The following is a 21,323-nucleotide window of genomic DNA, read 5'->3' as shown; positions in this document are numbered from 1 at the left end:
TCGATTACCAGCGGCGATTCCAGTCCCAGCCGCCATTGTCCCACGATTCTTCCTGAGCGGCACGACGGGCGGCGTCCCGGGCGGCCTTGCCGCGCAGGCGCGGCTGCGGTCCCTGCCCATAGGCCGGCGCACGACCGTAGGCGAAGGCCGGGTTCTGGATGCAGTCTCCGCCAATGCCGCTCACGGTCGCCATGCACTGCCGCATGGTATCGAACGAGCAGCTCGGGTTGAACCCTGACGTGATGGTTCGCGAGCAGACCGGATAATCGCGGGCCATGCCGGGCGAGGCGCCCATCACGACGAGCAGGGCGGTAGCAGCGAGAAGCGAGCGCATGGCATATCTCCGGTTGTTTCAATAACATAATCGCATGCGCCGATTGTCGTTCCGCAGCGCGCACAAATCCAGTCAATCTTTTGCCGATCGACGGCCCTCACGCCACCAGTTCTGCGGCCTCCGCCCCGAGCGCCGCCATCGCGGCGGTGGGCTCGATCTCGATCTGCAGGCCGCGCTGGCCACCATTGAGATAGACGGTAGGGTGCGAAAGCGCAGCGCGTTCGATCGCCACCGGGATGCGTTTTTTCTGACCGAACGGGCTGATGCCGCCGACATGGTAGCCGCTCAGCCGCTCGGCGTCCGCCGGGCGCATCATCTTTGCGGCCTTGCCGCCGAACGCCGCCGCGCATTTCTTCATGCTGACCTCCTTGTCCGACGGCACCACGACGCAGACCGGCCGGCCATCGACCTCGGCCATCAACGTCTTCAACATCCGCTGCGGTGCCACGCCGAGTGCGTCCGCCGCCTGCAGGCCGATGCTGTCGGCGTCGGGATCGTAGGCGTATTCATGCAGCGTGAAATCCACGCCCAGCCGGCTCAGCGCCTGCGTCGCGCGGGTGGTCTTCGACATCGTGCTCCCTTGCCGGCTGCGCCGCAGGAACCTGTTGCGATGCTCCACGTTGGCCCCGCGAAGCCCGAGGAGATCATCATGGGACTAGCAACTTACGCCATTATCGCGACCGGCAAAACCACAACCGACGGCGACGAGATTTCCGGTAAATGGGGCGTGCTGCATGACGGCAATGTCGAGGGGATCTACGACACCAAGGAATCGGCCTTCGAATCCGCCGTTGCCGCGGCTTCGCTGGCGGTCCGCCAGGGTCATGAGGTGCATGTCAGCGTCCCCGCCGGTAAATCCGGCAATCGCACCGCCCTTGGCGGCGCGACCAGCTAACCCGTAAGGAGCCGGCATGACCGACAAGAACCCGATCGAAGACATCCAGGAAACGCCCGCCGACGATCCGCGCGAACGCAGCGACTGGACGGACCATCCGGGCACCGACGAGCCGTGGAAACAGCCGGCGCACAACGTGCAGGATCCCGCCGCGCCGCAGACGCCGAAGCCCGATCTGGAAAAATGGGGCGAAACCAACACGCATTCAATGACCGGGCTGCCGCGACTGCGGCAGCCCGTACGAGGTGTGCCTACTTCGCGGGCGCGGCCTTCTTGAAGTCCGCAAAACATTCGTCCAGCACCTGACGGGTGAATTTGCCGATCGAGGCGTATTCGATCTCGGTCAGGTTGGCGAGCGACACCCGTGCGGAGGTGTCGACCACTTCGAAGCCGTTGCCCGGCAGCAGCACCACGCCGGTTTCTTCGGCCAGCCGGAACAGGAAGCTGATGCCGAGGTCGCTATTGATGAACCAGGCGCGGAATTCCGGGCCGTACAGCGTGCCGCCGATTTCCTGCAGGTCGATCAGCGAATAGTAGTTGACGTCGTTGAGCTGGTGCGGGGCGATCACGCCCATGTTGCGGTACAGCGTCTGGTAGCGCTTGCGGATCAACTGCTTGGCGGCGTCCTTGTAGCGTTGGTCGCGGTCCATCAGCCCGTTCAGCGCGAACAGCGCCATCTGCAATTGCTGCGGCACCGACAGGCCGGCGGTGTGGTTCAGCGCCACCGCGCGGCTGTCGGCGACAAGCCGGTCGATGAATGCGAGGTCGCGCGGCGTCGTGGTCAGCGAGGCATAGCGCGTATCGAGCAACAGCTTGTCCGCCTCCGGCAGCGCCTTGAGTGCGGCGTCGAACACGTTGTCGTTGTGCAACGCCATCGCGCCGAGCCGCCAGCCGGTGGCGCCGAAGAACTTCGAGAAGGAATAGACGCACAGCGTGTTGCGCGGGCATTTGGCGAACAGCGACACAAAGTCGTCGGCAAAGGTGCCGTAGACGTCGTCGGTGACGATGAACAAATCGGGCCGCTTCTCGACGAGTGCGGCGAGCTGGTCCAGCACGGCGTCCGACAGTTTGGATGATGGCGGGTTGCTCGGGTTAACCAGGCAGAAGATCTTCACCGCAGGATCCAGCAATTTGTCGATTTCCGACTGCGGCAACTGCCAGTCGTCGAGCCGGTCCATCCGGATGTCGATGACCTCAAGGCCGTATTCGGCGAGCACCGGGATTTCCAGATAGGGCGAGAAGATCGGCGTGGCGATGGCGATCCGGTCGCCGGGCTTGACCAGCAAATTGGCGCGCAATGTCTGGAAGATGTAGGTCATCGCCGCGGTGCCGCCCTCGGTGGCGAATACCGAGAACTCGCCGCGCGGCGGCAGCGGGCCGAACATTTCCTGCGCGAGATAGGCTTTGACGATCTCCTCGGTGTGCACCAGCATCCGCGGCGGCGTCGGATAGTTGCAGCCGAGAAACGCGCTGACCATCTCGAACATAAAGGATTCAGGATCGAGGCCGAGCTGGTCCTTGATATAGGACAGCGCGGCGCGCAGGAAGCGCACGCCGTCGGAGTCGCGGTGATGGTTCGCATAGGCGTCGAAGCGCTCGACGATGCCGTCATGCTCGGGCAGGCCGCCGAAGCCGCTGTCGAGGTAGGAGTAGGAGCGCTCGGCCTCGCGCAGCGAGAAATCGCCGAGGCTGAGAAACGCCCAGCGCGGCAGGGTGGCGAGAAAATTCGGATTGCCGCGGCCGGCGTTCAGCATCAGGCGCTGCGCATCCGAGGACGCGATCTCCATCAACTGGTCCTTCAGTTCGAAGGGGCTCAGCGTGGCGTATTGCGTGTAGTCGCGGGTGGGGTTCAGCATGACGGTCTCCTCAAAGGTCGATGGAAGGTGTCGATGGCGTTATGGCGTCGCGTTGGTGGTGACGATGCCGACGATGACGGGTCCCCACAGCGTTAGGAACACGTTGGCGACCGCATAGGTGACGGTGAACGACACCACCGGCGTGGCGTTGCCGGCCTTTTCCAGCAGGGCTGCGAAGGCCGGATTGGCGCTGCGACCGCCGGCCACGCAGGCCAGCGCCTCGATCGGATTCTGGATGCGCAGCACATAGTAGGAGAAGAAGAAGGTGACGATCTGCGGGATCAAGGTGACGCCGACGCCGAGGAAGAACAGCGTCAGGCCGTAATGCTGGATCGCCACCAGCGCCTGCGGGCCGGCGGAGATGCCGACGATCCCGACGAACACCGCGAGACCGAAGTCGCGCAGGAAGTTGGAAGCGCCCTGCGGCAGGGCTGCAAACTTCGGATGTACGCTGCGCAGCCAGCCGAACGTCAGGCCGGACAGCAGGCAGCCGCCGCCGCTGCCGATCGAGATCGGAATGCCCCAGATCCGGAACTGGATCATGCCGAGCGCGATGCCGATCAGCATGCCGATGCCGAAGAAGATGAAGTCGGTCACCGCTGCTGCGGTGATCTTGTAGCCGATCTTGCCCTGCACGCGGTTGAGGTCGGCCGGGCTGCCGGTGAAGTGCAGCTCGTCGCCACGCTTGACCACGAGCTTGTCGAGCACCGGCAAATCGAGGCCCATGCGCTTGACCGCCGTGAGAAACACGCCGTGCCGGGTTTCGACATTGGCGTGATCGTGGATGTCGGCGATGGTACGGTCGTTGAGGGCGCGGTTGGTGAGGATGATCTCGCGGTTTTCCTGCACCAGCAGCAGCCCGTTCGGCGGGGTGACTTCGCGGCTGAACAGCGGCGATGCGGTCGGCAACTTGTCGATCTTGCCGGTGATCGCGACGCGGTCGCCGGCCGCGATCTCGAGCGTGTCGGCGAGGTCGAGCGTCTTGCCCTCGCGGTAGATCGCCTCGATGGAAGCGTCCGACAATTGCCGGTCGATCGCCAGCACGGAGAGATCCACGGCCTTGCTGCTATCCGTGACTTCATAGATCCGGGTGGCGATTTGGCTCGCCGCATTGAACTGGCCGGGGTCCAGTTCGCCGCGCCCGCCGGATAGCTGCGCGGCGAGCTTGATCGCTTCGGCGCGAATATCCCACTTCATGATCAGCGGCAGGAACCAGCTCACCATGATGATCGGGCCGAGCGAGCCGAAAATGTAGCAGACCGCGTAGCCGACCGCGACGTTGGTCTGCATGGTTTTTATGAGGTCGGGCGCGAGACCGAGCTTGCCGATGGCGTCGCCGGCGGTGCCGATGATCGCCGATTGCGTCAGGCCGCCGGCGGCCAGCCCTGCGGCCATGCCGCGGTCGAGCCCGAACAGCCAGGCAGCGCTGAGCACGCAGAGCAGGCCGGTGAAGCACATCACGAATGCGGAGGCGAGCTGGTTCAGCGAGCGGCGATTCAGTGCGTGGAAGAATTGCGGACCGCCCTGGAAGCCGACCGCGTAGATGAACAACGCGAAGAAGATGCCCTTGATGCCGGCGTCGATGTCGACGCCGAACTGGCCGATGATGACGCCGACCAGCAGCGTGCCGGCAATGCCACCCAGCGTGAAACTGCCGATCTTCAACTTGCCGACAAAATAGCCAATGGCGATGGTGAGAAACAGCGCGAGCAACGGCTCGGTGGTCACCAGTCGGTGCAGCACGTCCATGTGAACTTTCAAGGATTGGAGAAGCGCCCGGCCGCGCACGGCGCTCGGCATGGGGCAGCGACGCGCAACGTCATGCGCGACCGCCGCGGCGGGCCGCGGGCAGGGTGAGGCAAAGCAGGGATAGCAAGCAGGATGGGGGCTGCGGACCTGGGCAGACAGGGTCGTCTTCGCGTCGGCTCCAACTGAGCGCGTGATGGATGGCTCGCCTGACCCTATGCGCTATTTCGGACTGAGCGGTTTGATCTGCATCAAGTTAAATCAGTGGGATAGGTGGACTATGCTGTGATTCATCAGTCGCCCATCGAACATGCGCGTGATGGGCTGTTCAAGAAGCCCATGGCCTGCGTCGCTCCAGCGGAGAGATGCTCTCCTTCCTCCAGCAGAGATCAGCCATGCGCACGATCAAGCGGCACTTCACCCTTCGCGCGCTTCTCGAAACGCGCGCCAACGTCATCCGCTGCGCGCGCCGTCTGCCAGTGGGAGAGAAGCGGACCCAACTGCGCCGGTTCGGCATCCAGATCCGCGCTTTGTGCCGCAACAGTACCTGGCTCAACGCCAACGTCATCGACGGCCCGCTGCTGCCCGACCGCAAGCCGGCCGCGAAGCTGCCGGTGGAGTATGGTGTCTCCGTCGCTATCGAGCGTGAATTGCAGGGCGCACTAGGCTACCGACCTGTCCGCCGAAGCTCGTAGAGAAGGCGAAAGCGTATTGCGTCGCCCTTGGTCGGATATCTAAATCGCGGCGATGGCTTCGATCTCAATCAGAAAGTCTGGCCCGTATAGTTTCGATACTTCGATCAGCGTCACTGCCGGGGCTGCTGCCGGCGTCACGGTGGCGAAGAACTCGTTGCGCGCTGCGCGATAGGCCTGAAGGTTCGCCATGTCGCGTACGAACACTGTGAGCTTGACCAGATGGGCCGCCGTGCATCCGACTGCCTGAAGCGCTATGGCAAGATTACGGAACACCTGCCTCGCCTGCTCGGCGAAATCATCCCTGCCGACCAGTTCGCCGTGCGCATCAAGCGCGGTCTGCCCGGCGATGTAGATGGTGCGGCCACCTTGGACCTCGACGATCTGGGAATAGCCTGGCGGTTCGCCCAGTGCAGCCGGGTTGATGCGTGTGACGCTCGCCGTCATCGCGGACCCGACGGGCAGCCCTCGATCGCTCGGCGGCGATTGAACATCAGTTTATCCATCGTCTCGCCCTGCGTCGCTCAGCCGGGCAAAGCGGGAACTTCGGCCCACAAGCCGCCTTTCTCCGCATCGTGAATGACGATCTTGATCTTCATGGCGAACTCCGCTCCGACAGGATCGATCAGGCGAGGCCAAAATTCAAGCCGCCATTGCCGCAGCCACCGTTTCGGAAATCCCATACGGTCGATGCCACCCGGCGCCCCCGGATATTCAGGGGATATCAAGGGTTTGCGCAGCTCCTCCGGGGGCTTTTTGCGCCCTTTAACTTGCTTCCCCGGGCCGCATCCGTTAATCCCCCTCATGCCTCGCATGCGAGCGGCCGCGGCCGCGTTTGGCTGGGCGCAGTGGCGTGATCCGGGGAACGGCAGACCGTTTTTCGTATGATCGCGCTTCGACACGTGATTCAGGGATTACCTCGAAATGACCAATGTTGTCGTCGTCGGCGCCCAGTGGGGCGACGAGGGAAAAGGCAAGATCGTCGACTGGTTGTCGGAACAGGCGGACATCGTCGCCCGTTTCCAGGGCGGCCATAATGCCGGCCACACGCTGGTCATCGACGGCAAGACCTACAAGCTGGCGCTGCTGCCGTCCGGCGTGCTGCGCCCCTCCAAGCTCGGCGTGATCGGCAACGGCGTGGTGTTCGACCCGCAGGCCTTCCTCGACGAGGTTGCCAAGCTGCGCGGCCAGGGCGTCCATATCGGCCCGGACAATCTGCGCATCGCCGAGAACGTCACGCTGATCCTGCCGCTGCATCGCGAACTCGATTCGCTGCGTGAGAACGCCAGCAAGGCCAATGCGATCGGCACCACCCAGCGCGGCATCGGCCCGGCCTATGAAGACAAGGTCGGCCGCCGCGCCATCCGGCTGATGGATCTCGCCGATCCCGACACGCTGCCGAACAAGATCGATCGGCTGCTGGCGCATCACAATGCGCTGCGCCGCGGCTTTGGCCTGCCGGAACATGACGGCGCCGAGATCCAGAAGGGCCTGATGGCGCTGGCGCCGGAACTGCTGCCCTATGCCGAAGCCGTCTGGCGGCTGCTCGACCAGAAGCGCCGCGAGGGCAAGCGCATCCTGTTCGAGGGCGCGCAGGGCGCGCTGCTCGACGTCGACCACGGCACCTACCCCTACGTGACCTCGTCGAACACCGTGGCGGCGCAGGCCGCGACCGGCACCGGCATGGGTCCGGGCTCGGTCGGTTATGTGCTGGGCATCTGCAAGGCCTACACCACCCGTGTCGGCGCAGGTCCCTTTCCGACCGAGCTCGACAACGAGATCGGCCGCAAGATCGGCGAGCGCGGTCGCGAATTCGGCACCAATACCGGCCGTCCGCGCCGCTGCGGCTGGTTCGACGCCGTTCTGGTCCGCCAGACCGTCCGCACCTGCGGCATTCACGGCCTGGCGCTGACCAAGCTCGACATTCTCGATGGCTTCGACAGCATTGAGGTCTGTGTCGGTTACATGCTGGACGGCAAGGAAATCGACTATCTGCCGGCCGGCGAGGGCGCCCAGGCCCGTATCGTGCCGGTCTACGAGACCATCGAAGGTTGGAAGGAACCGACCGCCAATGCGCGTTCCTGGGCCCAACTACCGGCGCAGGCCATCAAGTATGTGCGCCGCATCGAGGAACTGGTGGGCTGCCCGATCGCTTTGCTTTCCACCAGCCCGGAACGCGAAGATACTATCCTCGTGCAAAATCCTTTCGAGGCTTAACGAACTATTACCGGAATGCCCGCAAACTGCGGGCATTCACAGACTCGAGTACCGATGGCCGACTACTACCCGCTGATTGCCCGTGCCATCGCCGGACTGGACCCCAGTGCTCCCGGCGAAAGCCGGCGCGCGCTCTATGAACGCGCCCGCAGCGCGCTGATCGCGCAATTGCGCAGCGTCGAGCCGCCGCTCAGCGAATCCGAGATCACCCGCGAGCGGCTGTCGCTCGAGGAAGCCGTCCGCAAGGTCGAATCGGAGGCCGCCCAGCGCGCCCGCGATGCGACGCGCGGCGACGCCAAGCCGCGCGCCGGCGACGCCTTCCGCAGCAATAATCCGCGCGGCAATGCCACGGCGATCGATCCATCGCCGCGCGGCCGCCAGCCGATCACGCCATCGCCGCGGGAGCCCGCGCCGCCGCGTGACACGCCGCGCGACGCCGCTCCGCGCGCTGAAGAGCCGCGTTCAAATCGCAATTTGCGCGTCGATCCGCCGCCGATCCCGCGCCAGCAGCCGGCAGCCGGCATGCCGGACCCCGGCCAATCGCCTGCGCTGCCGCCGACCCGGGAGCGCAGCGCCGCCCCGCGCCGGCTCGAAAATACCCCGCCGCCGGCCGCGCCCGCGCTGGGCGCCGCCGCGATGCGCGGCTTCCGCGACGTCACCGCGGATGTCGACGATCTCGGCCGCGCCGCCGCGCAGGCCAACCGCGCCGCGCGAAAAACCTACGCCAACGTGCCGTCGCCGACGCCGGAATTCGACCGGCTCGAGCCGACCATGGAAGACCGCAGCGAGGTGTTCGGCTACGACGAGCCCGCCGATGAGCCCGCGCCGCCGGAATCCCGGATCCGCGAGCCCAAGCTGAAGAAGGAAAAACCGCCGAAGCCGCCGAAGCCGAAGCGCGTCAGCGGCGGTTTTCCGGTCCGCACCGCGGTGCTGATCGGTCTGGCGATGATCCTGATCGGCACGGCCATCCTCGCCGGCCCCCGGCTGCTGCAGATGGTCGGCCTCAGTTCCCCGACGCCGGTGGTGGTCGATTCCTCGAAGGAAGCGCCATTGGCGCCGAAGCCGAAGATCGCCGACCGGGTCGGCCAGCCCTCCACCGGCGAGACGCTGGCGCCGGTGGCGCAGCGCGTCGTGCTGTATGACGAGGATCCGGCCGAGCCGAAGGGCAAGCAATATGTCGGCACGGTGGTGTGGCGCACCGAGCCGATCAAGGCCTCCGGCGGCAAGCCCGCTGACGTCGCGGTGCGCGCCGATGTCGATATTCCCGAGCGCAAGCTGAAGATGACGATGTCGTTCCGCCGCAACACTGACACCTCGCTGCCGGCCAGCCACACCGCCGAACTGACCTTCGTGCTGCCGTCCGATTTTCCCGGCGGCGGCGTCGCCAACGTGCCGGGCGTGTTGATGAAGTCGAACGAGCAGGCGCGGGGCACACCGCTCGCAGGCCTCGCCGTCAAGGTCACTGACGGTTTCTTCCTGGTGGGTCTCAGCAACGTCGAGAGCGACCGCGTCCGCAATTTGCAGCTCCTCAAGGAGCGCTCCTGGTTCGATATCCCGCTGGTCTATTCGAACCAGCGCCGCGCCATCATCGCGATCGAGAAGGGCTCGCCCGGCGAGCGCGCCTTCAATCAGGCTTTTGCGAGCTGGGGCGAGTAGGGCGTAGCCCGGATGCAGTCAGCGCGCCGTCTTGCGGCGTGGTGACGAAATCCGGGGAAGGCATTGATGGTTGATGGGCCGGCCCCGGATTGTCATCCGGGCTACCGCAATCAAGGCGCACCATCCGCGCCGGCCTCGACCGCATGACTCAGCAAGGCGCGCCGGTCCGTCTCGCCCCCGCGGGCGATGTGCAGGATGCTCTGCGCCATCTTGGCCTTGGTCGCGGGCGTGCGGTGCTGCACGGCGATCTGCTCGACCGCGATCTCCAGCAATTCACGCAAGGCGGCCACCGAGCGGGCGTCGAGATAAGGCTGCGCGTTGATCGTCATGGTCGGTCTCCGTCGTTGTTGCGCGGACCATGCCGAACCAATCGGGCCGATTGGCGTCGGGGGCATGAATTGCCGATGACATCGCCTGACATTGAAGTGATGCCGGCGTTAACGAACCGGTCATCATCTCGTCACGCACGATCCTGCAGCGACGCGTTCGGCATGGCCTCTGCCTGCACAGGGCGCCGCTCGTCGCCGGCGCTGCCGTGCTTTCAGGGCGCGGCCACGCGTGCGGCGGACGACCGGTCTATCGATAAAATCCGCCATATTCGGTTCAGAAATTCCGTACCCCGGTAGTTTAATCGGGGAAAGAAGATCAGGAGGCGAGTGATGTTGCGGGATGGACGATATTCGGTGTTGTAGCGCGTCAATCTGGATGGGAAGCGCGACAATCAGGATGGCAATTTAGCGGTCGCGGCGTGGGGATGATTGTCGCGGCCTGACGATAACGCAAGCGATAATCGCGTGCTGTAGAGTTGATTGTCGTGGAGCGACAATCAGGATGACGCTTTGATTGTCGCGCGCGTTGGCGGTCGTCCGGCTCCACGAGCCTTGTCGAGAGCCTCTTTCCGGCGATAGCTGTCGACATTCATTTCGAGGATCGTGGCGTGATGGACGAGGCGGTCGATCGCCGCGAGGGTCATAGCTTGATCCGGGAAGATTTTTCCCCATTCACCGAATGGCTGATTGGCGGTGATCAGCATCGAGCGGCGTTCGTAGCGAGCGCTGATCAACTCGAACAGAACGCTGGTCTCCGCTTGATCCTTGGTCACATAGGCCAGATCGTCGAGGATCAGCAGGTGATATTTGTCGAGTTTGGCGATCGCCGCTTCAAGCGTGAGATCGCGGCGCGCGATCTGGAGCTTTTGCACGAGATCGGTGGTTCTGGTGAACAACACGCGCCAACCGTTTTCGATCAGGGCCATGCCGAGCGCCGCTGCCAGATGCGATTTGCCGCCGCCAGGGGGACCAAAACACAACAGATTGGCGCCCTTGTCGAGCCAGGCGTCACCGGCGGCGAGAGCCTGCACCTGCGCCTTTGAGATCATCGGCACGGCATCGAAGTCGAATGCAGCGAGGGTCTTGCCCGGCGGCAGGCGGGCTTCATCCAGATGACGCTCGAAGCGACGACGGTTTCGCTCCACCATCTCCTGTTCAGCCAGGGCCGCCAGGAAGCGGGCGGCGGGCCAGCCTTCCTTATCGGCGGTTTCCGCCAGGGCGGCCCAGATCAGCTTGATGCCGGGCAGACGCAGTTCGCTGAGCAGCAATTCGACACGGGCGGCGTCGATCTTGACGGTCGCGTTCATGCGGCTTCTCCCACAGCCGCGGCAATCTGGTCGTAGATAGCGAGCGAGGGCAGCGTGACGACGACGACCGGTAGTGCCATGCCCTTCGGTCGGAAGCGTTCGATCAGCGCCTTGAGATCCGGCAGGATGCCGTCGTCGAGCGTGGCTTGCAGCACGGCACCGAGCTCCGCCTCGCAGGCCCGTTCATGTGCGAGCGCCAGAAGCCCGACCATGGCACGGCAGGCTGGTCTTTCGCCAATGCCGGCGAGCAAGGCGTCGAACGCACGGGCGTAGACGCGGCGGGGGAACAACTGGTCGCGATAGACCAGATTGAGCAGCGCCATCGGTTTGCGGCGCAGCGAATGGATGACATGGCGATAGTCGATGACGTGGCCGTGTTTGCCGTTGGGCTGGGTTCGCCCGCGTCGCAAGGTGATGATGTGCGTGGCGCCCTGGAAGCATTCGAGCCGGTCGTCATAAAGACGTACGCGCAGCCGGTGACCGATCAGGCGGGATGGGACCGAGTAAAACACCTTGCGCAACGTGAAGGCGCTGGAGGTCGTGACGTCGACGTTGACCTCCTCATAATCGGCGGTCTTGCGCACCGGCAGTTTCTTCAGCGCCGTCCGCTCCTGATCGATACGCTTGGCATTGCGCGCGTTGCCGCGGCCAACGATCTCGTCGACAAAACCCCGCCAGGCCGCAAGATCGTCGAAGTCGCGTGAGGCACGCAGCAGCAGGGCATCGGCCAGCGCTCTCTTGAGATGGCCATGCGCACTTTCGATCGAGCCGTTCTCATGCGATACGCCGGGATTGTTGCGGGTCGGCGTCATGCCGTAATGGCCGCAGAACGCCTCATAGCGCGTCGTCAAATCCTCCTTGGCATCGGCTCCGAGATTGCGGAACGCGGCCGACAGGCTGTCGCTGCGGTGCTGCTCCGGAACCCCGCCCAGCGACCACAGCGCGTTCTGCAAGCCTTCCGCCAGCGCGACAAAGCTTTCGCCACCGAGCACGACGTGGGCGTGTTCGAAGCCGGAGAAAGGCAGCCGGAAGTGATAGAGCCGGCAGTCCAGCAACTGGCCCGCAATGGTGACGCCGAGATCGGCGACCTCGGTGAAGTCCGACAACCCCATGCGACCCGGCGGATGTTCCTGACGGAAGATCACCTCCCGATCCGGCCCGTTCACCGCCCGCCATGCCCGAATGCGCCGCTCGAGCGTCCGCCGCGTTCCAGAACCCAGTTCCGGATGCCGCCGGCATAGTTCCTCGAACACGGCGATCGGCCGCAATCCGGGGGCGGCCCTCAGTATCGGCAGAACTTCGTTCTCCCAAACGTCGATGAACGGATCGGCTCGACGGCGTGCGCGGCGCGCCTTCTTCTGGGTCGGAAGTCGGGGATCCTTCTCGTATCGGTAGGCGGCGGAGGTGCTGAAACCAGCCTTTGCAGCGGCGACGGCTGGCGAATGGTTGCGACGCAAGCTCATGAAAAGCCTCATTTGTTGATCGGTGACATGCCGGCCGGCCAAAGCACTGGTCCTCTCGAAGGAGAAGCCGATGCTTTACCAGCCGCCGTTACCGCCAATGAGGCCCCTTCGGGCCGACACGCCGCTGCTGGGGTGCCTCCGGTCGGGCTACGCCCTCCCTTCGTCACCCCAGCAGCGGCGCATTCTCATCCTGATTGTCGCGGGATTCTCATCCTGATTGTCGCGCTACACGGTGTGGTTCAAGACGGCGCAGGCCGACGGCGTCGGCATTGTCGAACTGGCCGATGAGCGATTGTCAGGGCGTGACGCGGTGATCGAATATAGCGGCCGGCTTACGCAGGATGGCGACACGTTCAAGGCCACCGTCTCGACGCGGCGGCACTCGCCCGGTCATGCCGGCATCCTCGGCCTCGACGAGTTCGACGTCGATTTCGAGGGCATCTCCGGACCCCGGAACGCGGCCTGCAGCGGCACCGTGCGACAACTGCCCGACGTCCCGCTCGAAGTGGTGCTCGTGCTGATGGAGGGGTAGTGGAGGGCAATCAAGCTGGTCTTGCGGACCCATCGGACCGTCGTGTTCAGGGCCGCCGTTTTTGCTGGCTCGGCCACACGGGTTCGAGCGAAAGTTTTAAGCCGACCTCAGCCAGTTCGCCGTCACGTTGCTCGCTGGTGGGGAAAACTTCGACCTCGCCGGCCGCGCCCCAACGGCCGTGAAACGACGCCCCTAGAAATGGACCGCGAGCCCCTGCGCGGCAGCCATACGGCAAACGCTCGATGGGCTGGAAGCAGATCCGCAGCTACAAAACGTGGAGGAAAGGGACGAGCGCCGTTCATCGCGAAACCGAACAAGAACCGGGAAACCCGGTCGCCCAGCACACCGGCAAAAGGCCTGTGGTGCTCCATTCAGAATAAACCTGCGAACACGTATCTAATTGAAATCGCTTATAATAATCTAAGCGATTGAAGTTCGCTCGCACCAGATTCAGCGTGATGAACTCATAGAGTCGAGGGGGCAATCTCTCCGCGCTCACCAAAAAACCTCACTGCCTCAGCGCTCAATGAACATTGGCGCTCATGAACCTTTGCGGTGCTGACCGCCGGGGGATGGCATCACGCAACAATCCGGCCAGATCGGCTCATCTGAAGTGGGACGGTCATTTGCAACAAGGAACTGGGGCAGACGTCGTCCGAGGAGGCTTCATTCAGGCTTTCACCGGGCGATGCCTGGCGGCGTGTACCAGATGGGCGAGGTCCAGGCTCGTTCCTGCAACATCGGCGGTGCCTCCGGATTGAGGGGGCTTCCGAGTTCAACGGCCCAGCGGGTGGACCAACGCGGCGTCGGAATTTCGATCGCCCGGGCGTAATAGGTCGCGCTGGCGCTGGGATCGAACGTCGGATCCTGCCATGTGCCCATCAATTCGACCGCGCCGATGCTGTTTTCGTAACTGGCCTTGGCGAGATCGACCGTATTACCGACGCTCGGCAGTTTTCCGGTCAGGTCCGGCTTGCGGTCCCCGCTCCAGGCGACGTCGAAGACCTGCTCTTTCGACACCCCGCCCCGGGTCTCGACCTTGATGATTTGCACCCGATCGAGATTGCCGGAATCTGGATCTTTCAGCGCCTGTACGATGAACGTCGGAGCAAGGCCGGCGGGGCCGGCCTTGAGGTCGTCGCCCATAGGCACGCCCTCTGTGTAAGCCCTGCGCACCCAATCGGGACGCGACAGCGTATCGGAACCGAAATTCCAGCCGCCAAAGAACCGAACCTGGATGCGCCCTCCCGAAGTTCCGAAAGTCTCTTTGCGCTGGAGAGCATCGAAAATCGCCTCCCGCGTGTTGGCTTCTGCCCAGACGCCGGTGAGGGCCGCCGCGCTGGCGCCAACCGGCGGTTCGCCGCCGATCGACGTTGTCGCTGTGATCGTCGCAAGAGTCTTGGGATCCTGGTTGCCGTGGGAACCGGGATAGGCGGACTCCTCGGTCGCGGAGACACCAGAATGAAAATCCGTGCCGCCGACGAGTCCGAGCTTGAACGGATTGATTCCGAACTTTTCCTGCAGCGCCTGACCGGCGCCGTAGGCCTGCCGGATATAACTTCCAGTGGCGAAGTTCGCTTTGCGCGGCACACCAATGAGGTACTCGTATAGTTCAAACGAGGCGAACTCGTCATTGGGTGACAACAGGGGGTGTGTCTCGCTTTGTCCCTTGACCTGCGCCACTTCGGTGAGCGGTTCGTTTGCGCGTCGTCGCTCCAGATAGTCGCGCGTGATCGGGGCGCCTGATAGCGTCTTCTCCGTGCTGAACATCAGGCCGTTGCTGGCGTTGCCGTTGTGCGGGATCGCTAGCAACGTCAGCCCTGCCTTCCGCTGTCGCTCCATGTAGGCCCAAAGCTGCTCGGGATCGTTCGACTCCTTGGACGAGAACGGGACGTCTGGCCCTTTGCCGCGGAAGATCACGTTGCGGTGCAGGTTCTGGTTACCCGGTGCCGACGTCCATTCAAAGGCAACGAAAGTCGTGAACCGTCCCGGCGCATAGTACTTGTCAGCATAGGCGACGTATTCGTCCCACGCGCTTTTTTGCAGGGCGGGGTTTTCGAATTCATCGATCTTCGCGCTTTCGCCTGATGCTTTCAGCAGCTCTTTGTAAGCGGCGGCAGAACCTTCGACAGTGTCGCCGGCCAACCAGTCGCCCCAACGCGTCCCTTTGAGCGGTCCGTCGGGCTTTAGGGCCATTCGGACAACGCCGAGGTATTCCGCGTGATCCGTCACGGCGAGAAAGTCGAGCGGCGCCTTACGTTTTACGCGGTGACCGAGGTACTCGACCTCCTGCCCCTGCGCGAACCGATAGGAATCGTCCGGAGTTGTGCGCGTCATCAGCAGAAACGCATCGGTCGAATAACTGGTGTGCAGGTGGATGTCGCCGAAAAACGCGATGCGTTCGGGCGCTTGCGCGAGAGCAGGGCCAACAAAGACGAGCAGCGCAACTGAACACAATGCAGGTTTGGACCATCTACTGTTCATGTCGTCTCCAATCAGGGCTTGGCTTTTTCCTCGGAGATATCTTTCCGAACGATCGTATAGCGTCGCGAGAGTTCTTCCAGGCGCTTCTGGACGGCTAAGTCGAGCTGATTTGACGTCCACGCATTGCGTACCATGTCCAGAGCATCCTCGAATGGCAGCAATCGCGAGGGTGCCCGTGCGGTAACGCGGATCAAATGCCAGCCGAAACCGGATTCCACGGGCCCAGTCCAACGGCTCACCTCAGCGTTGAACGGCGCCTCCGCAATCGACTTCGGGCCAAAGACTTGTACGAGTGCTGCCGGAGTCATGGCGTCATAGGCTGACTTGAGCGGAAACCGGTCGCCGATGCTGGCGAGATCGCTGGACTCTGTCAAATTTTCCAGCTCTTGCGCAGCCGCCTTGCGCGCGCCTTCGGCGGTTCGCTTGTCCGGACTAAAGAACACGTGGCTGAAACTCACCTTCGCAGGCGCCAGAAAGAGTTCCGGACGAGCCGTGTGATATGCGCGCAGCGTCGCTTCGTCGGGCTCCGCAGGAATTGCGGCGTCAGCTTTCAGAAATTCGAGTTTCTGAACGAGGCGGCGCCGCACCAGCTCGTCACCTTCATCTAGTCGCAGAGATTTGGCTTCGCGGAAAAGCATCTCTTCTCTAATATAGTTTTGTACGAGCCATTCACGCCGGCGGCTATCGGGCTGCGAACCCGTCTGCAGCCGATACAAATTCGCGAGCCGTTCGACGAGGGCGGGCGTGACAAGGATTTCCTGATCAGATTTCGCAGGCTTTTGGAGCAGTTGGACGGCGCCCGCCAAAAAGGCGCCTATTAAAATGAAATGAAGCAGCGGCTCGCGGCATAGTCTAGCGAGTGTACCGGGTTGATCAGCTGGCATCGGCTACTCGCTCGATCAGCCAGTATGCTGCCATCGCCCCGATCGCGTAGGCGGGTATCAGTGCTGCTCGCAAGGGAAACGCAAAAAGGCGGCGCGCCGCCCAGACGACCGTAAGTGCAATCACAACAAACGTCAGTTGGCCGATCTCGACACCGATGTTGAACCCGAACAGAACGGAAGCGACATCCTCATTCGGGAGTCCGGCGCGCGTAAGGGATCCTGCAAAGCCGAGACCATGCAAAAGGCCGAAACCTCCCGCCACAAGCCAGGGCTGCCGCGATGCAAAGGTGTTGCGACCTGTGATCGCATAGACGACCTCGACGGCCAGAATGAGCACGCTCAAGGCAATCAGAATCTCGACCATAGCCGGATTGACGTTGACGTAGCCGAGCACTGCCGCCGCCAGTGTGACGCTGTGGCCAAGCGTGAAGGCCGTAATGGTCCAGGCGAGGCGACGCAGACCCCGGACAAGCAGCATGAGCGCGCTGATGAACAACAAGTGGTCGTAGCCGGTCAGGATGTGCTCGACCCCGATTCTAATGGTTTCCAGAAGCCCCTCGGGCGACGATCCGTCGCTCTCGACCAGGAACGACGAGGCCCCCGGCCGCAGCACACGCGTGATGCTCTGGCCGCTTGTGTGCGTAATTTTGACGAGTACGTCGGTAATGCTGCGATCCAGCCCGTCGATTGAAATTGTCACACCCGCGATATCTGCGTTGCTCGTAGGTACGCGCCATTCTTTCAGGAAGTCGGCGTCGGAAGCGAGAGCGCGGGAAGGCGGACCTGCAATCCATCCATTCGAGAGAACGGGCGAGAGCGGCAAGGCGAACTCGCCTGCGACCGGTTGCTTCCAGAGAATAACCGCCTCGCGTCCGGTCAAGACGATTTCCAGATAAGCGGGCCGGACCTCGTGAGCGGCGGCGCCGCGCGGCGCAACAGCCAGAACCGCCACTGCGGTGATGACGAGAAGAGCTCTGTAAAATTCTTCCATCGCCACAATTTGCGCTCCACATTGTCGATCTTGGGTATCGGCAGCTTGTCGGCTGAATTGATCTCCAAGATTTCCTCCATGCGCAGGATTACGTCACTGAACACATAGGATGCGCAAACCGACCGCAATCTCGTCGTGGTCAGTCAAGGCAAGAAAATCGAGCGGGGTCCTTCGTTTCACTGTCCTGCCGAAAAAACTCACCGGCTGGCCCTTCGCGAAATTGAACGCGTAGTCCGGAGTTGTGCGGGTGCCGAGCACGAATGCATCTGCCGAGAACGAGCTGTGAAGGTGGAGGTCTCCGAAATAGACATTTCGTTGAGGTGCAGAAGCCGAGACCTGCGCGACCGCCGTGCGGCAGATCGTCGCGCTAAGCGCCAATTTACAGGCCAGTGCGGTTGGCGAGAAGATACTGTGTCTGAACGTAACGTCTCTGCTACTGTCCGCGCCCAACGAGCCCGGTTGATAGTTCTGTCTCACGCCGCCTGCTACCAATGGGAATCTAGCCACTGATCCTCCGCAATGCTGCGAAAATTCGGCCATTACCTCCTGCGCAATGACGAAGGCTCCTACGGCAATGCGCTCTTGACCATGTTGCACGACGGTATTCGGTTCGGAAGAAGCGCGGCTTCAACCAATCTTCGAGTTTCGTCCGACTGTCCGTCGTCTATTTTTGATCTGCGTCAGCAGATCGAACTGCCAAATGAAAAACAATAGCCCGAAGCGGCTATATCTGCCGGCAACATTGTTTTGAACATCGGATAGACGCCATGCGCACGATGTCCGCCAAGCTCACGGCCGCTACCAATTGGACCGATAACGGCGCGACGTTCGGGAAACTGAACTCGCTCCCCGTCAGTATAGCGATCCTCGATGCCGTTGGAAAAATTGTAGTAGTCAATGATGCCTGGAAAAAGTCTGGCCGACAAAACGGATTGCGCCTTCCCGATTCAGCGATTGGTTCGAACTACCTGCAATATTGCCAATCGGATGAACGGGACTCATGTTTCTTGGAAAGCGAGTTGAGGGCACTGCTCGCGGGTCAGCGTGAATACTTGACGTATCTTTATCCCTGTCACTCGCCGACCGAGGCACGATGGTTCTGCCTCATGGGGATTCCGCTCTCGCCACACGGACCTGCCGCCGTAGCCCTTCTCCATGTAAACCTCTCGGCGATATTCTCGGCAACGATAGGCAAGCGACGCGAGCACCAGAAGCGGGAGAAAGGACAAGCGCACGCCCGGTTCGGTTTAGCTGCGATTGGCGACGTCCTCGATCGCTCCGTCCTGGAAACGCTCCCTTCCCAGCTAAAAGCGATGCCCACCGTGCTCGGTATAGGCGAGAAGAGCGAAACGCAGTGGGATGCCGATCAGGTCGTTCGTGCTCAGTTGAGCAAACGGCAGATGGAAGTCCTGCGGCTGCTGGGCGAGGGCAAATCAAACAAGGAGATCGCGATGATGCTCTTCCTTTCGCCAAACACCATCAAGCTGCACGTGTCCGCAATCCTCGATCGCTTAAAGCTCAAGAGCCGCACTCAAGCGGCGCTTCTTTCATCACGGCTCGCAAGACCGTAAAATTGCGGGCAGCAAGCATTTGGAAAACAGTCGTTTCGGGCTATTGATCACGCTTTGTCGGGCATGAAACTCTTTTCCGGAACGGGTGCTCCACCAGTACGTGATCGAAGCGCCGACAATTGGAGAAACGCGATGTTCAATGTAGCCGGGCAGAGCCAAAGCCTGACCTTTCCTTAGGGTCGACACACTGCCTTAGGCTGCGCTTGATACTTTCGTGGGCAGAGTTCCGGGATTCCAGCGCTTCCTCCGGCGCGGAGCGGTCGCGCCGGATCAGCACTGACGATAGCCGCAGATATTGCGGTGACGACAAAGAGGCCTCCGCGCCGGTCCTTATTCGGCGGATACCTCAAAACGCGTCGTCAAACAACTTTTGGTCGGGTTTGATAGTGATGAAGGTAAGAGGCCTGCGATGCGTTTTACACTGCAATCGTTCGACCCGTTCCTGCACTGGATGACGCTAGTCATCCTGTGCATTATGCCTTTGCTGATTGGCTATGTACTCTACAAGCTCGGTAGCCTGCCGGGCGCTATTGCGCGCGAGTGCGGACATCCGCAGGCTGCGGCGATCGGCATCTGCGGGTGGATGGGCGTCGTCACGCTGGTGCTTTGGCCTGTCGCTATGGTCTGGGCGCATCTCTCGCCGGCCCGGCTGGGCGAAATCAATGCAGATCGAACGAGCGAGCTACTCGCACGCATGCAACGCGCCTCAAAACTGCTTGCGCAGATCGAGGCCCTGGCCCCCGGCCAGTCGACGAAGGTGACAGGAGGCTAGCCATGCTTTGAGCACTCATTTCATCGGTCTATGTCATCTATCTCCATAAGAAGCACGCCGGCGAAATGAAGGAGTCACCAGTCGTTGGCGAGGACGCCGTGGAATCGGCACTGATGGATCTCGAGCAAAGAATCGAAGCGCTTCACCGACGGCTTGTCAGCACTGAAGCACGGGAGAATACAGCATGATGGGGGCGCTCTTCCTCACCTACATTGCGCTTGTCTGGCTCGTGTTCGACAAGCTGCGTCTGATGCGGATGAGTTTGCCGGTCACGATAGCGCTCGCTGCAGTCGGCCCGCTCTTCGCCGGTTACATTCTCCTGTCGATGAACAATTATCATCCCTCGTCCGCCGATGCGCGTGTTTTCCAGCACATCGTGCCAATTGTCCCGCATATCAGCACACCGGGACGCGTGCAGGAGGTTGTCGCTCAACCCAACACGGCGATGAAAAAGGGCGAGGTGATCTTTACGATCGATCCGCGGCCATTCCAATTCGATGTCAGCCGGCTCGAAGCCGCGCTGGCCGCAGCCGAGCAGACTGTTCCACAGCTCAAGACTGCGCTGGACCAGGCCTCGGCTACAGCTGAAAAGGCGGGCGTTCAGTTCGCCCTCGCGCGTGCGGAGTACGACCGGCAGTCGGACCTTTTTGAAAAGAAGGTCGTGGCGCAGGCGACCCTCGACAGGGCCGAGCGGAACCTTGAAACAGCAAAACAAGGAGTCGCCGAGGTGCAGGCCGCCGAGCAGCGTGCGAAGCTGGCCTACGATTCGAACGTCGGCGGTGAGAACACTAGCGTAGCCCAGGTGAGGCAGCAACTCGAACAAGCACGCTATAATCTCGCAGAGGCGACGGTGCGTGCGCCATGCGATGGTTACGTCACCAACATGCAGCTCGAAGCTGGTGCCGTCGTCAGCGCGGCGGCCTCGGTCGTGCCTTTCATCTGTAATCGCGATGAACGGCACAAGGGAATTGTCGTCGCGTCCTTCATGCAGAGCGGATATCTGCAGATCATGCCGGGAGATTACGCCGAGGTAGTCTTTCCGCTCTATCCTGGTCGTGTGTTCACAGGAAAAGTCGAGACGACCATCGATGTCGCAGCCGAGGGGCAGCTGCAAGCGACAGGTCTTTTCCCTGCGATAACGCGCGTGAATGAATCGCGGTTTCCGGTTCGCATCAAGCTGGATCAAGCGAGCGGATTGCGGCTGCCAGCTGGCGCGCAGGGCGATGCCGCGGTGTTCACTGGTAATGTGCAGATCGCCGGCGTCATTCGCATGGCTTTGATGCGAATGACGAGCTGGACCAACTACCTATTCCTGACAGGATAGCTGTGCAGTTTGACAATGCCGATACCAACTGCGGCTCAGGCGGCGCCGCAACTTGCGATTAAAAAGGTAGTTTTGGCGTCACGTCTTCAGTTAGGCTTGCTGTTCCTGTGATGAGGTTACCGTGATGCGCGAGGATATTCACGAGGCCAGACGCTACGGGTTCACTCATTGCGGTCATCACGATCGGCACCGCAGGTTCTAGGCGTTGCGCCGCGCGCATTCCGGCTGGTGTGTCTGCTAGGATTGTTCGTAAATTGAGATGCGCTAATT

General features: G+C 62.2%; 23 protein-coding genes. 10 read left to right on the top strand and 13 right to left on the bottom strand.

Features of this window, described 5'->3' with window-relative positions; all coding sequences use genetic code 11:
• Positions 1-4: 4 nt before the first annotated feature.
• The gene (locus FNL56_RS21790; protein WP_143574951.1) at positions 5-334 is read right to left on the bottom strand and encodes a DUF3551 domain-containing protein; all 330 of its coding nucleotides are present in this window, start codon (positions 332-334) and stop codon (positions 5-7) included.
• Positions 335-431: 97 nt separating this feature from the next.
• Entirely contained in the window at positions 432-905 is a 474-nt protein-coding gene (gene ybaK / locus FNL56_RS21785; RefSeq protein WP_143574950.1) for a Cys-tRNA(Pro) deacylase, read from the bottom strand.
• A 78-nt stretch (positions 906-983) separates the two neighbouring features.
• Here ybaK and FNL56_RS21780 point away from each other — a divergent pair, with 78 nt between their 5' ends.
• Both FNL56_RS21780 and FNL56_RS21775 read left to right on the top strand, forming a co-directional pair.
• Positions 984-1,229, top strand: coding sequence for a hypothetical protein (locus FNL56_RS21780; RefSeq protein WP_168202999.1), 246 nt, complete (start codon positions 984-986; stop codon positions 1,227-1,229).
• A gap of 16 nt (positions 1,230-1,245) precedes the next feature.
• Positions 1,246-1,506 carry a hypothetical protein gene (locus FNL56_RS21775; protein ID WP_210245428.1) on the top strand — a complete coding sequence of 87 codons (261 nt, stop codon included), beginning with the start codon at positions 1,246-1,248 and terminating at the stop codon, positions 1,504-1,506.
• Here FNL56_RS21775 and FNL56_RS21770 read toward each other — a convergent pair.
• Positions 1,481-3,085: a bifunctional aspartate transaminase/aspartate 4-decarboxylase gene (locus tag FNL56_RS21770; protein ID WP_143578281.1), complete on the bottom strand. Its 1,605-nt coding sequence runs from the start codon at positions 3,083-3,085 to the stop codon at positions 1,481-1,483. The genes FNL56_RS21775 and FNL56_RS21770 overlap by 26 nt on opposite strands.
• Positions 3,086-3,124: 39 nt before the next feature.
• Positions 3,125-4,834 carry an aspartate-alanine antiporter gene (gene aspT / locus FNL56_RS21765; protein WP_143574948.1) on the bottom strand — a complete coding sequence of 570 codons (1,710 nt, stop codon included), beginning with the start codon at positions 4,832-4,834 and terminating at the stop codon, positions 3,125-3,127.
• 392 nt (positions 4,835-5,226) lie between these two features.
• Here aspT and FNL56_RS21760 point away from each other — a divergent pair, with 392 nt between their 5' ends.
• Positions 5,227-5,526 carry a hypothetical protein gene (locus FNL56_RS21760; protein WP_143574947.1) on the top strand — a complete coding sequence of 100 codons (300 nt, stop codon included), beginning with the start codon at positions 5,227-5,229 and terminating at the stop codon, positions 5,524-5,526.
• Positions 5,527-5,565: 39 nt separating this feature from the next.
• Here the strand turns inward: FNL56_RS21760 and FNL56_RS21755 are convergent, their stop codons facing one another.
• Positions 5,566-5,970: a RidA family protein gene (locus FNL56_RS21755; protein ID WP_143574946.1), complete on the bottom strand. Its 405-nt coding sequence runs from the start codon at positions 5,968-5,970 to the stop codon at positions 5,566-5,568.
• A 77-nt stretch (positions 5,971-6,047) separates the two neighbouring features.
• Entirely contained in the window at positions 6,048-6,206 is a 159-nt protein-coding gene (locus FNL56_RS28065; protein WP_210245427.1) for a hypothetical protein, read from the bottom strand.
• A gap of 241 nt (positions 6,207-6,447) precedes the next feature.
• On the opposite strand from FNL56_RS28065, the gene FNL56_RS21745 reads away from it, so the two are divergent.
• Together FNL56_RS21745 and FNL56_RS21740 are read left to right on the top strand one after the other, a co-directional pair.
• Positions 6,448-7,740 (top strand): adenylosuccinate synthase, encoded by a 1,293-nt coding sequence (locus FNL56_RS21745; protein WP_143574945.1) that lies wholly within the window; start codon positions 6,448-6,450, stop codon positions 7,738-7,740.
• 54 nt (positions 7,741-7,794) lie between these two features.
• On the top strand, positions 7,795-9,396 hold the full coding sequence (locus FNL56_RS21740) for a hypothetical protein (protein WP_143574944.1): 1,602 nt from the start codon (positions 7,795-7,797) through the stop codon (positions 9,394-9,396).
• Between the two features lie 110 nt (positions 9,397-9,506).
• On the opposite strand, the gene FNL56_RS21735 is transcribed toward FNL56_RS21740, so the two are convergent.
• The 3 genes from FNL56_RS21735 to istA form a co-directional block, all read right to left on the bottom strand.
• Positions 9,507-9,725, bottom strand: a complete 219-nt coding sequence (locus FNL56_RS21735; protein ID WP_143574943.1) for a hypothetical protein — start codon at positions 9,723-9,725, stop codon at positions 9,507-9,509.
• Positions 9,726-10,222: 497 nt separating this feature from the next.
• The gene (gene istB, locus FNL56_RS21730; RefSeq protein ID WP_143581761.1) at positions 10,223-11,032 is read right to left on the bottom strand and encodes an IS21-like element helper ATPase IstB; all 810 of its coding nucleotides are present in this window, start codon (positions 11,030-11,032) and stop codon (positions 10,223-10,225) included.
• Entirely contained in the window at positions 11,029-12,537 is a 1,509-nt protein-coding gene (gene istA, locus FNL56_RS21725) for an IS21 family transposase (protein ID WP_143581760.1), read from the bottom strand. The genes istB and istA overlap by 4 nt, the downstream gene beginning before the upstream one ends.
• Positions 12,538-12,712: 175 nt before the next feature.
• Here istA and FNL56_RS21720 point away from each other — a divergent pair, with 175 nt between their 5' ends.
• Positions 12,713-13,027 carry a hypothetical protein gene (locus FNL56_RS21720; protein ID WP_143582380.1) on the top strand — a complete coding sequence of 105 codons (315 nt, stop codon included), beginning with the start codon at positions 12,713-12,715 and terminating at the stop codon, positions 13,025-13,027.
• Positions 13,028-13,705: 678 nt separating this feature from the next.
• Here FNL56_RS21720 and FNL56_RS21715 read toward each other — a convergent pair.
• The 4 genes from FNL56_RS21715 to FNL56_RS21700 form a co-directional block, all read right to left on the bottom strand.
• The gene (locus tag FNL56_RS21715; protein WP_143582379.1) at positions 13,706-15,511 is read right to left on the bottom strand and encodes a DUF3604 domain-containing protein; all 1,806 of its coding nucleotides are present in this window, start codon (positions 15,509-15,511) and stop codon (positions 13,706-13,708) included.
• 11 nt (positions 15,512-15,522) lie between these two features.
• Positions 15,523-16,395 carry a peptidyl-prolyl cis-trans isomerase gene (locus FNL56_RS21710; protein WP_143574940.1) on the bottom strand — a complete coding sequence of 291 codons (873 nt, stop codon included), beginning with the start codon at positions 16,393-16,395 and terminating at the stop codon, positions 15,523-15,525.
• Positions 16,385-17,386 carry a HupE/UreJ family protein gene (locus tag FNL56_RS21705; RefSeq protein ID WP_246661024.1) on the bottom strand — a complete coding sequence of 334 codons (1,002 nt, stop codon included), beginning with the start codon at positions 17,384-17,386 and terminating at the stop codon, positions 16,385-16,387. The genes FNL56_RS21710 and FNL56_RS21705 overlap by 11 nt, the downstream gene beginning before the upstream one ends.
• Before the next feature lie 93 nt (positions 17,387-17,479).
• The gene (locus FNL56_RS21700; protein WP_168209968.1) at positions 17,480-17,863 is read right to left on the bottom strand and encodes a DUF3604 domain-containing protein; all 384 of its coding nucleotides are present in this window, start codon (positions 17,861-17,863) and stop codon (positions 17,480-17,482) included.
• A 42-nt stretch (positions 17,864-17,905) separates the two neighbouring features.
• On the opposite strand from FNL56_RS21700, the gene FNL56_RS28060 reads away from it, so the two are divergent.
• The 4 genes from FNL56_RS28060 to FNL56_RS21685 all read left to right on the top strand — a co-directional run bounded on the left by FNL56_RS28060 (position 17,906) and on the right by FNL56_RS21685 (position 21,053).
• Entirely contained in the window at positions 17,906-18,100 is a 195-nt protein-coding gene (locus FNL56_RS28060; RefSeq protein ID WP_210245426.1) for a hypothetical protein, read from the top strand.
• Between the two features lie 53 nt (positions 18,101-18,153).
• Complete coding sequence (locus FNL56_RS21695; protein WP_143582378.1) at positions 18,154-18,957, top strand: helix-turn-helix transcriptional regulator; 804 nt, start codon at positions 18,154-18,156, stop codon at positions 18,955-18,957.
• A 409-nt stretch (positions 18,958-19,366) separates the two neighbouring features.
• Positions 19,367-19,729 carry a DUF3302 domain-containing protein gene (locus tag FNL56_RS21690; protein ID WP_143578278.1) on the top strand — a complete coding sequence of 121 codons (363 nt, stop codon included), beginning with the start codon at positions 19,367-19,369 and terminating at the stop codon, positions 19,727-19,729.
• 184 nt (positions 19,730-19,913) lie between these two features.
• Entirely contained in the window at positions 19,914-21,053 is a 1,140-nt protein-coding gene (locus FNL56_RS21685) for an HlyD family secretion protein (RefSeq protein WP_143574935.1), read from the top strand.
• The last annotated feature ends 270 nt before the right edge of the window (positions 21,054-21,323 follow it).

Origin of the sequence: Tardiphaga sp. vice304, assembly GCF_007018905.1 — a bacterium.
Taxonomy (GTDB): Bacteria; Pseudomonadota; Alphaproteobacteria; order Rhizobiales; family Xanthobacteraceae; genus Tardiphaga.
Note: the sequence above shows the minus strand (reverse complement) of the source record. Positions and strands in the feature narration are given on the sequence as shown.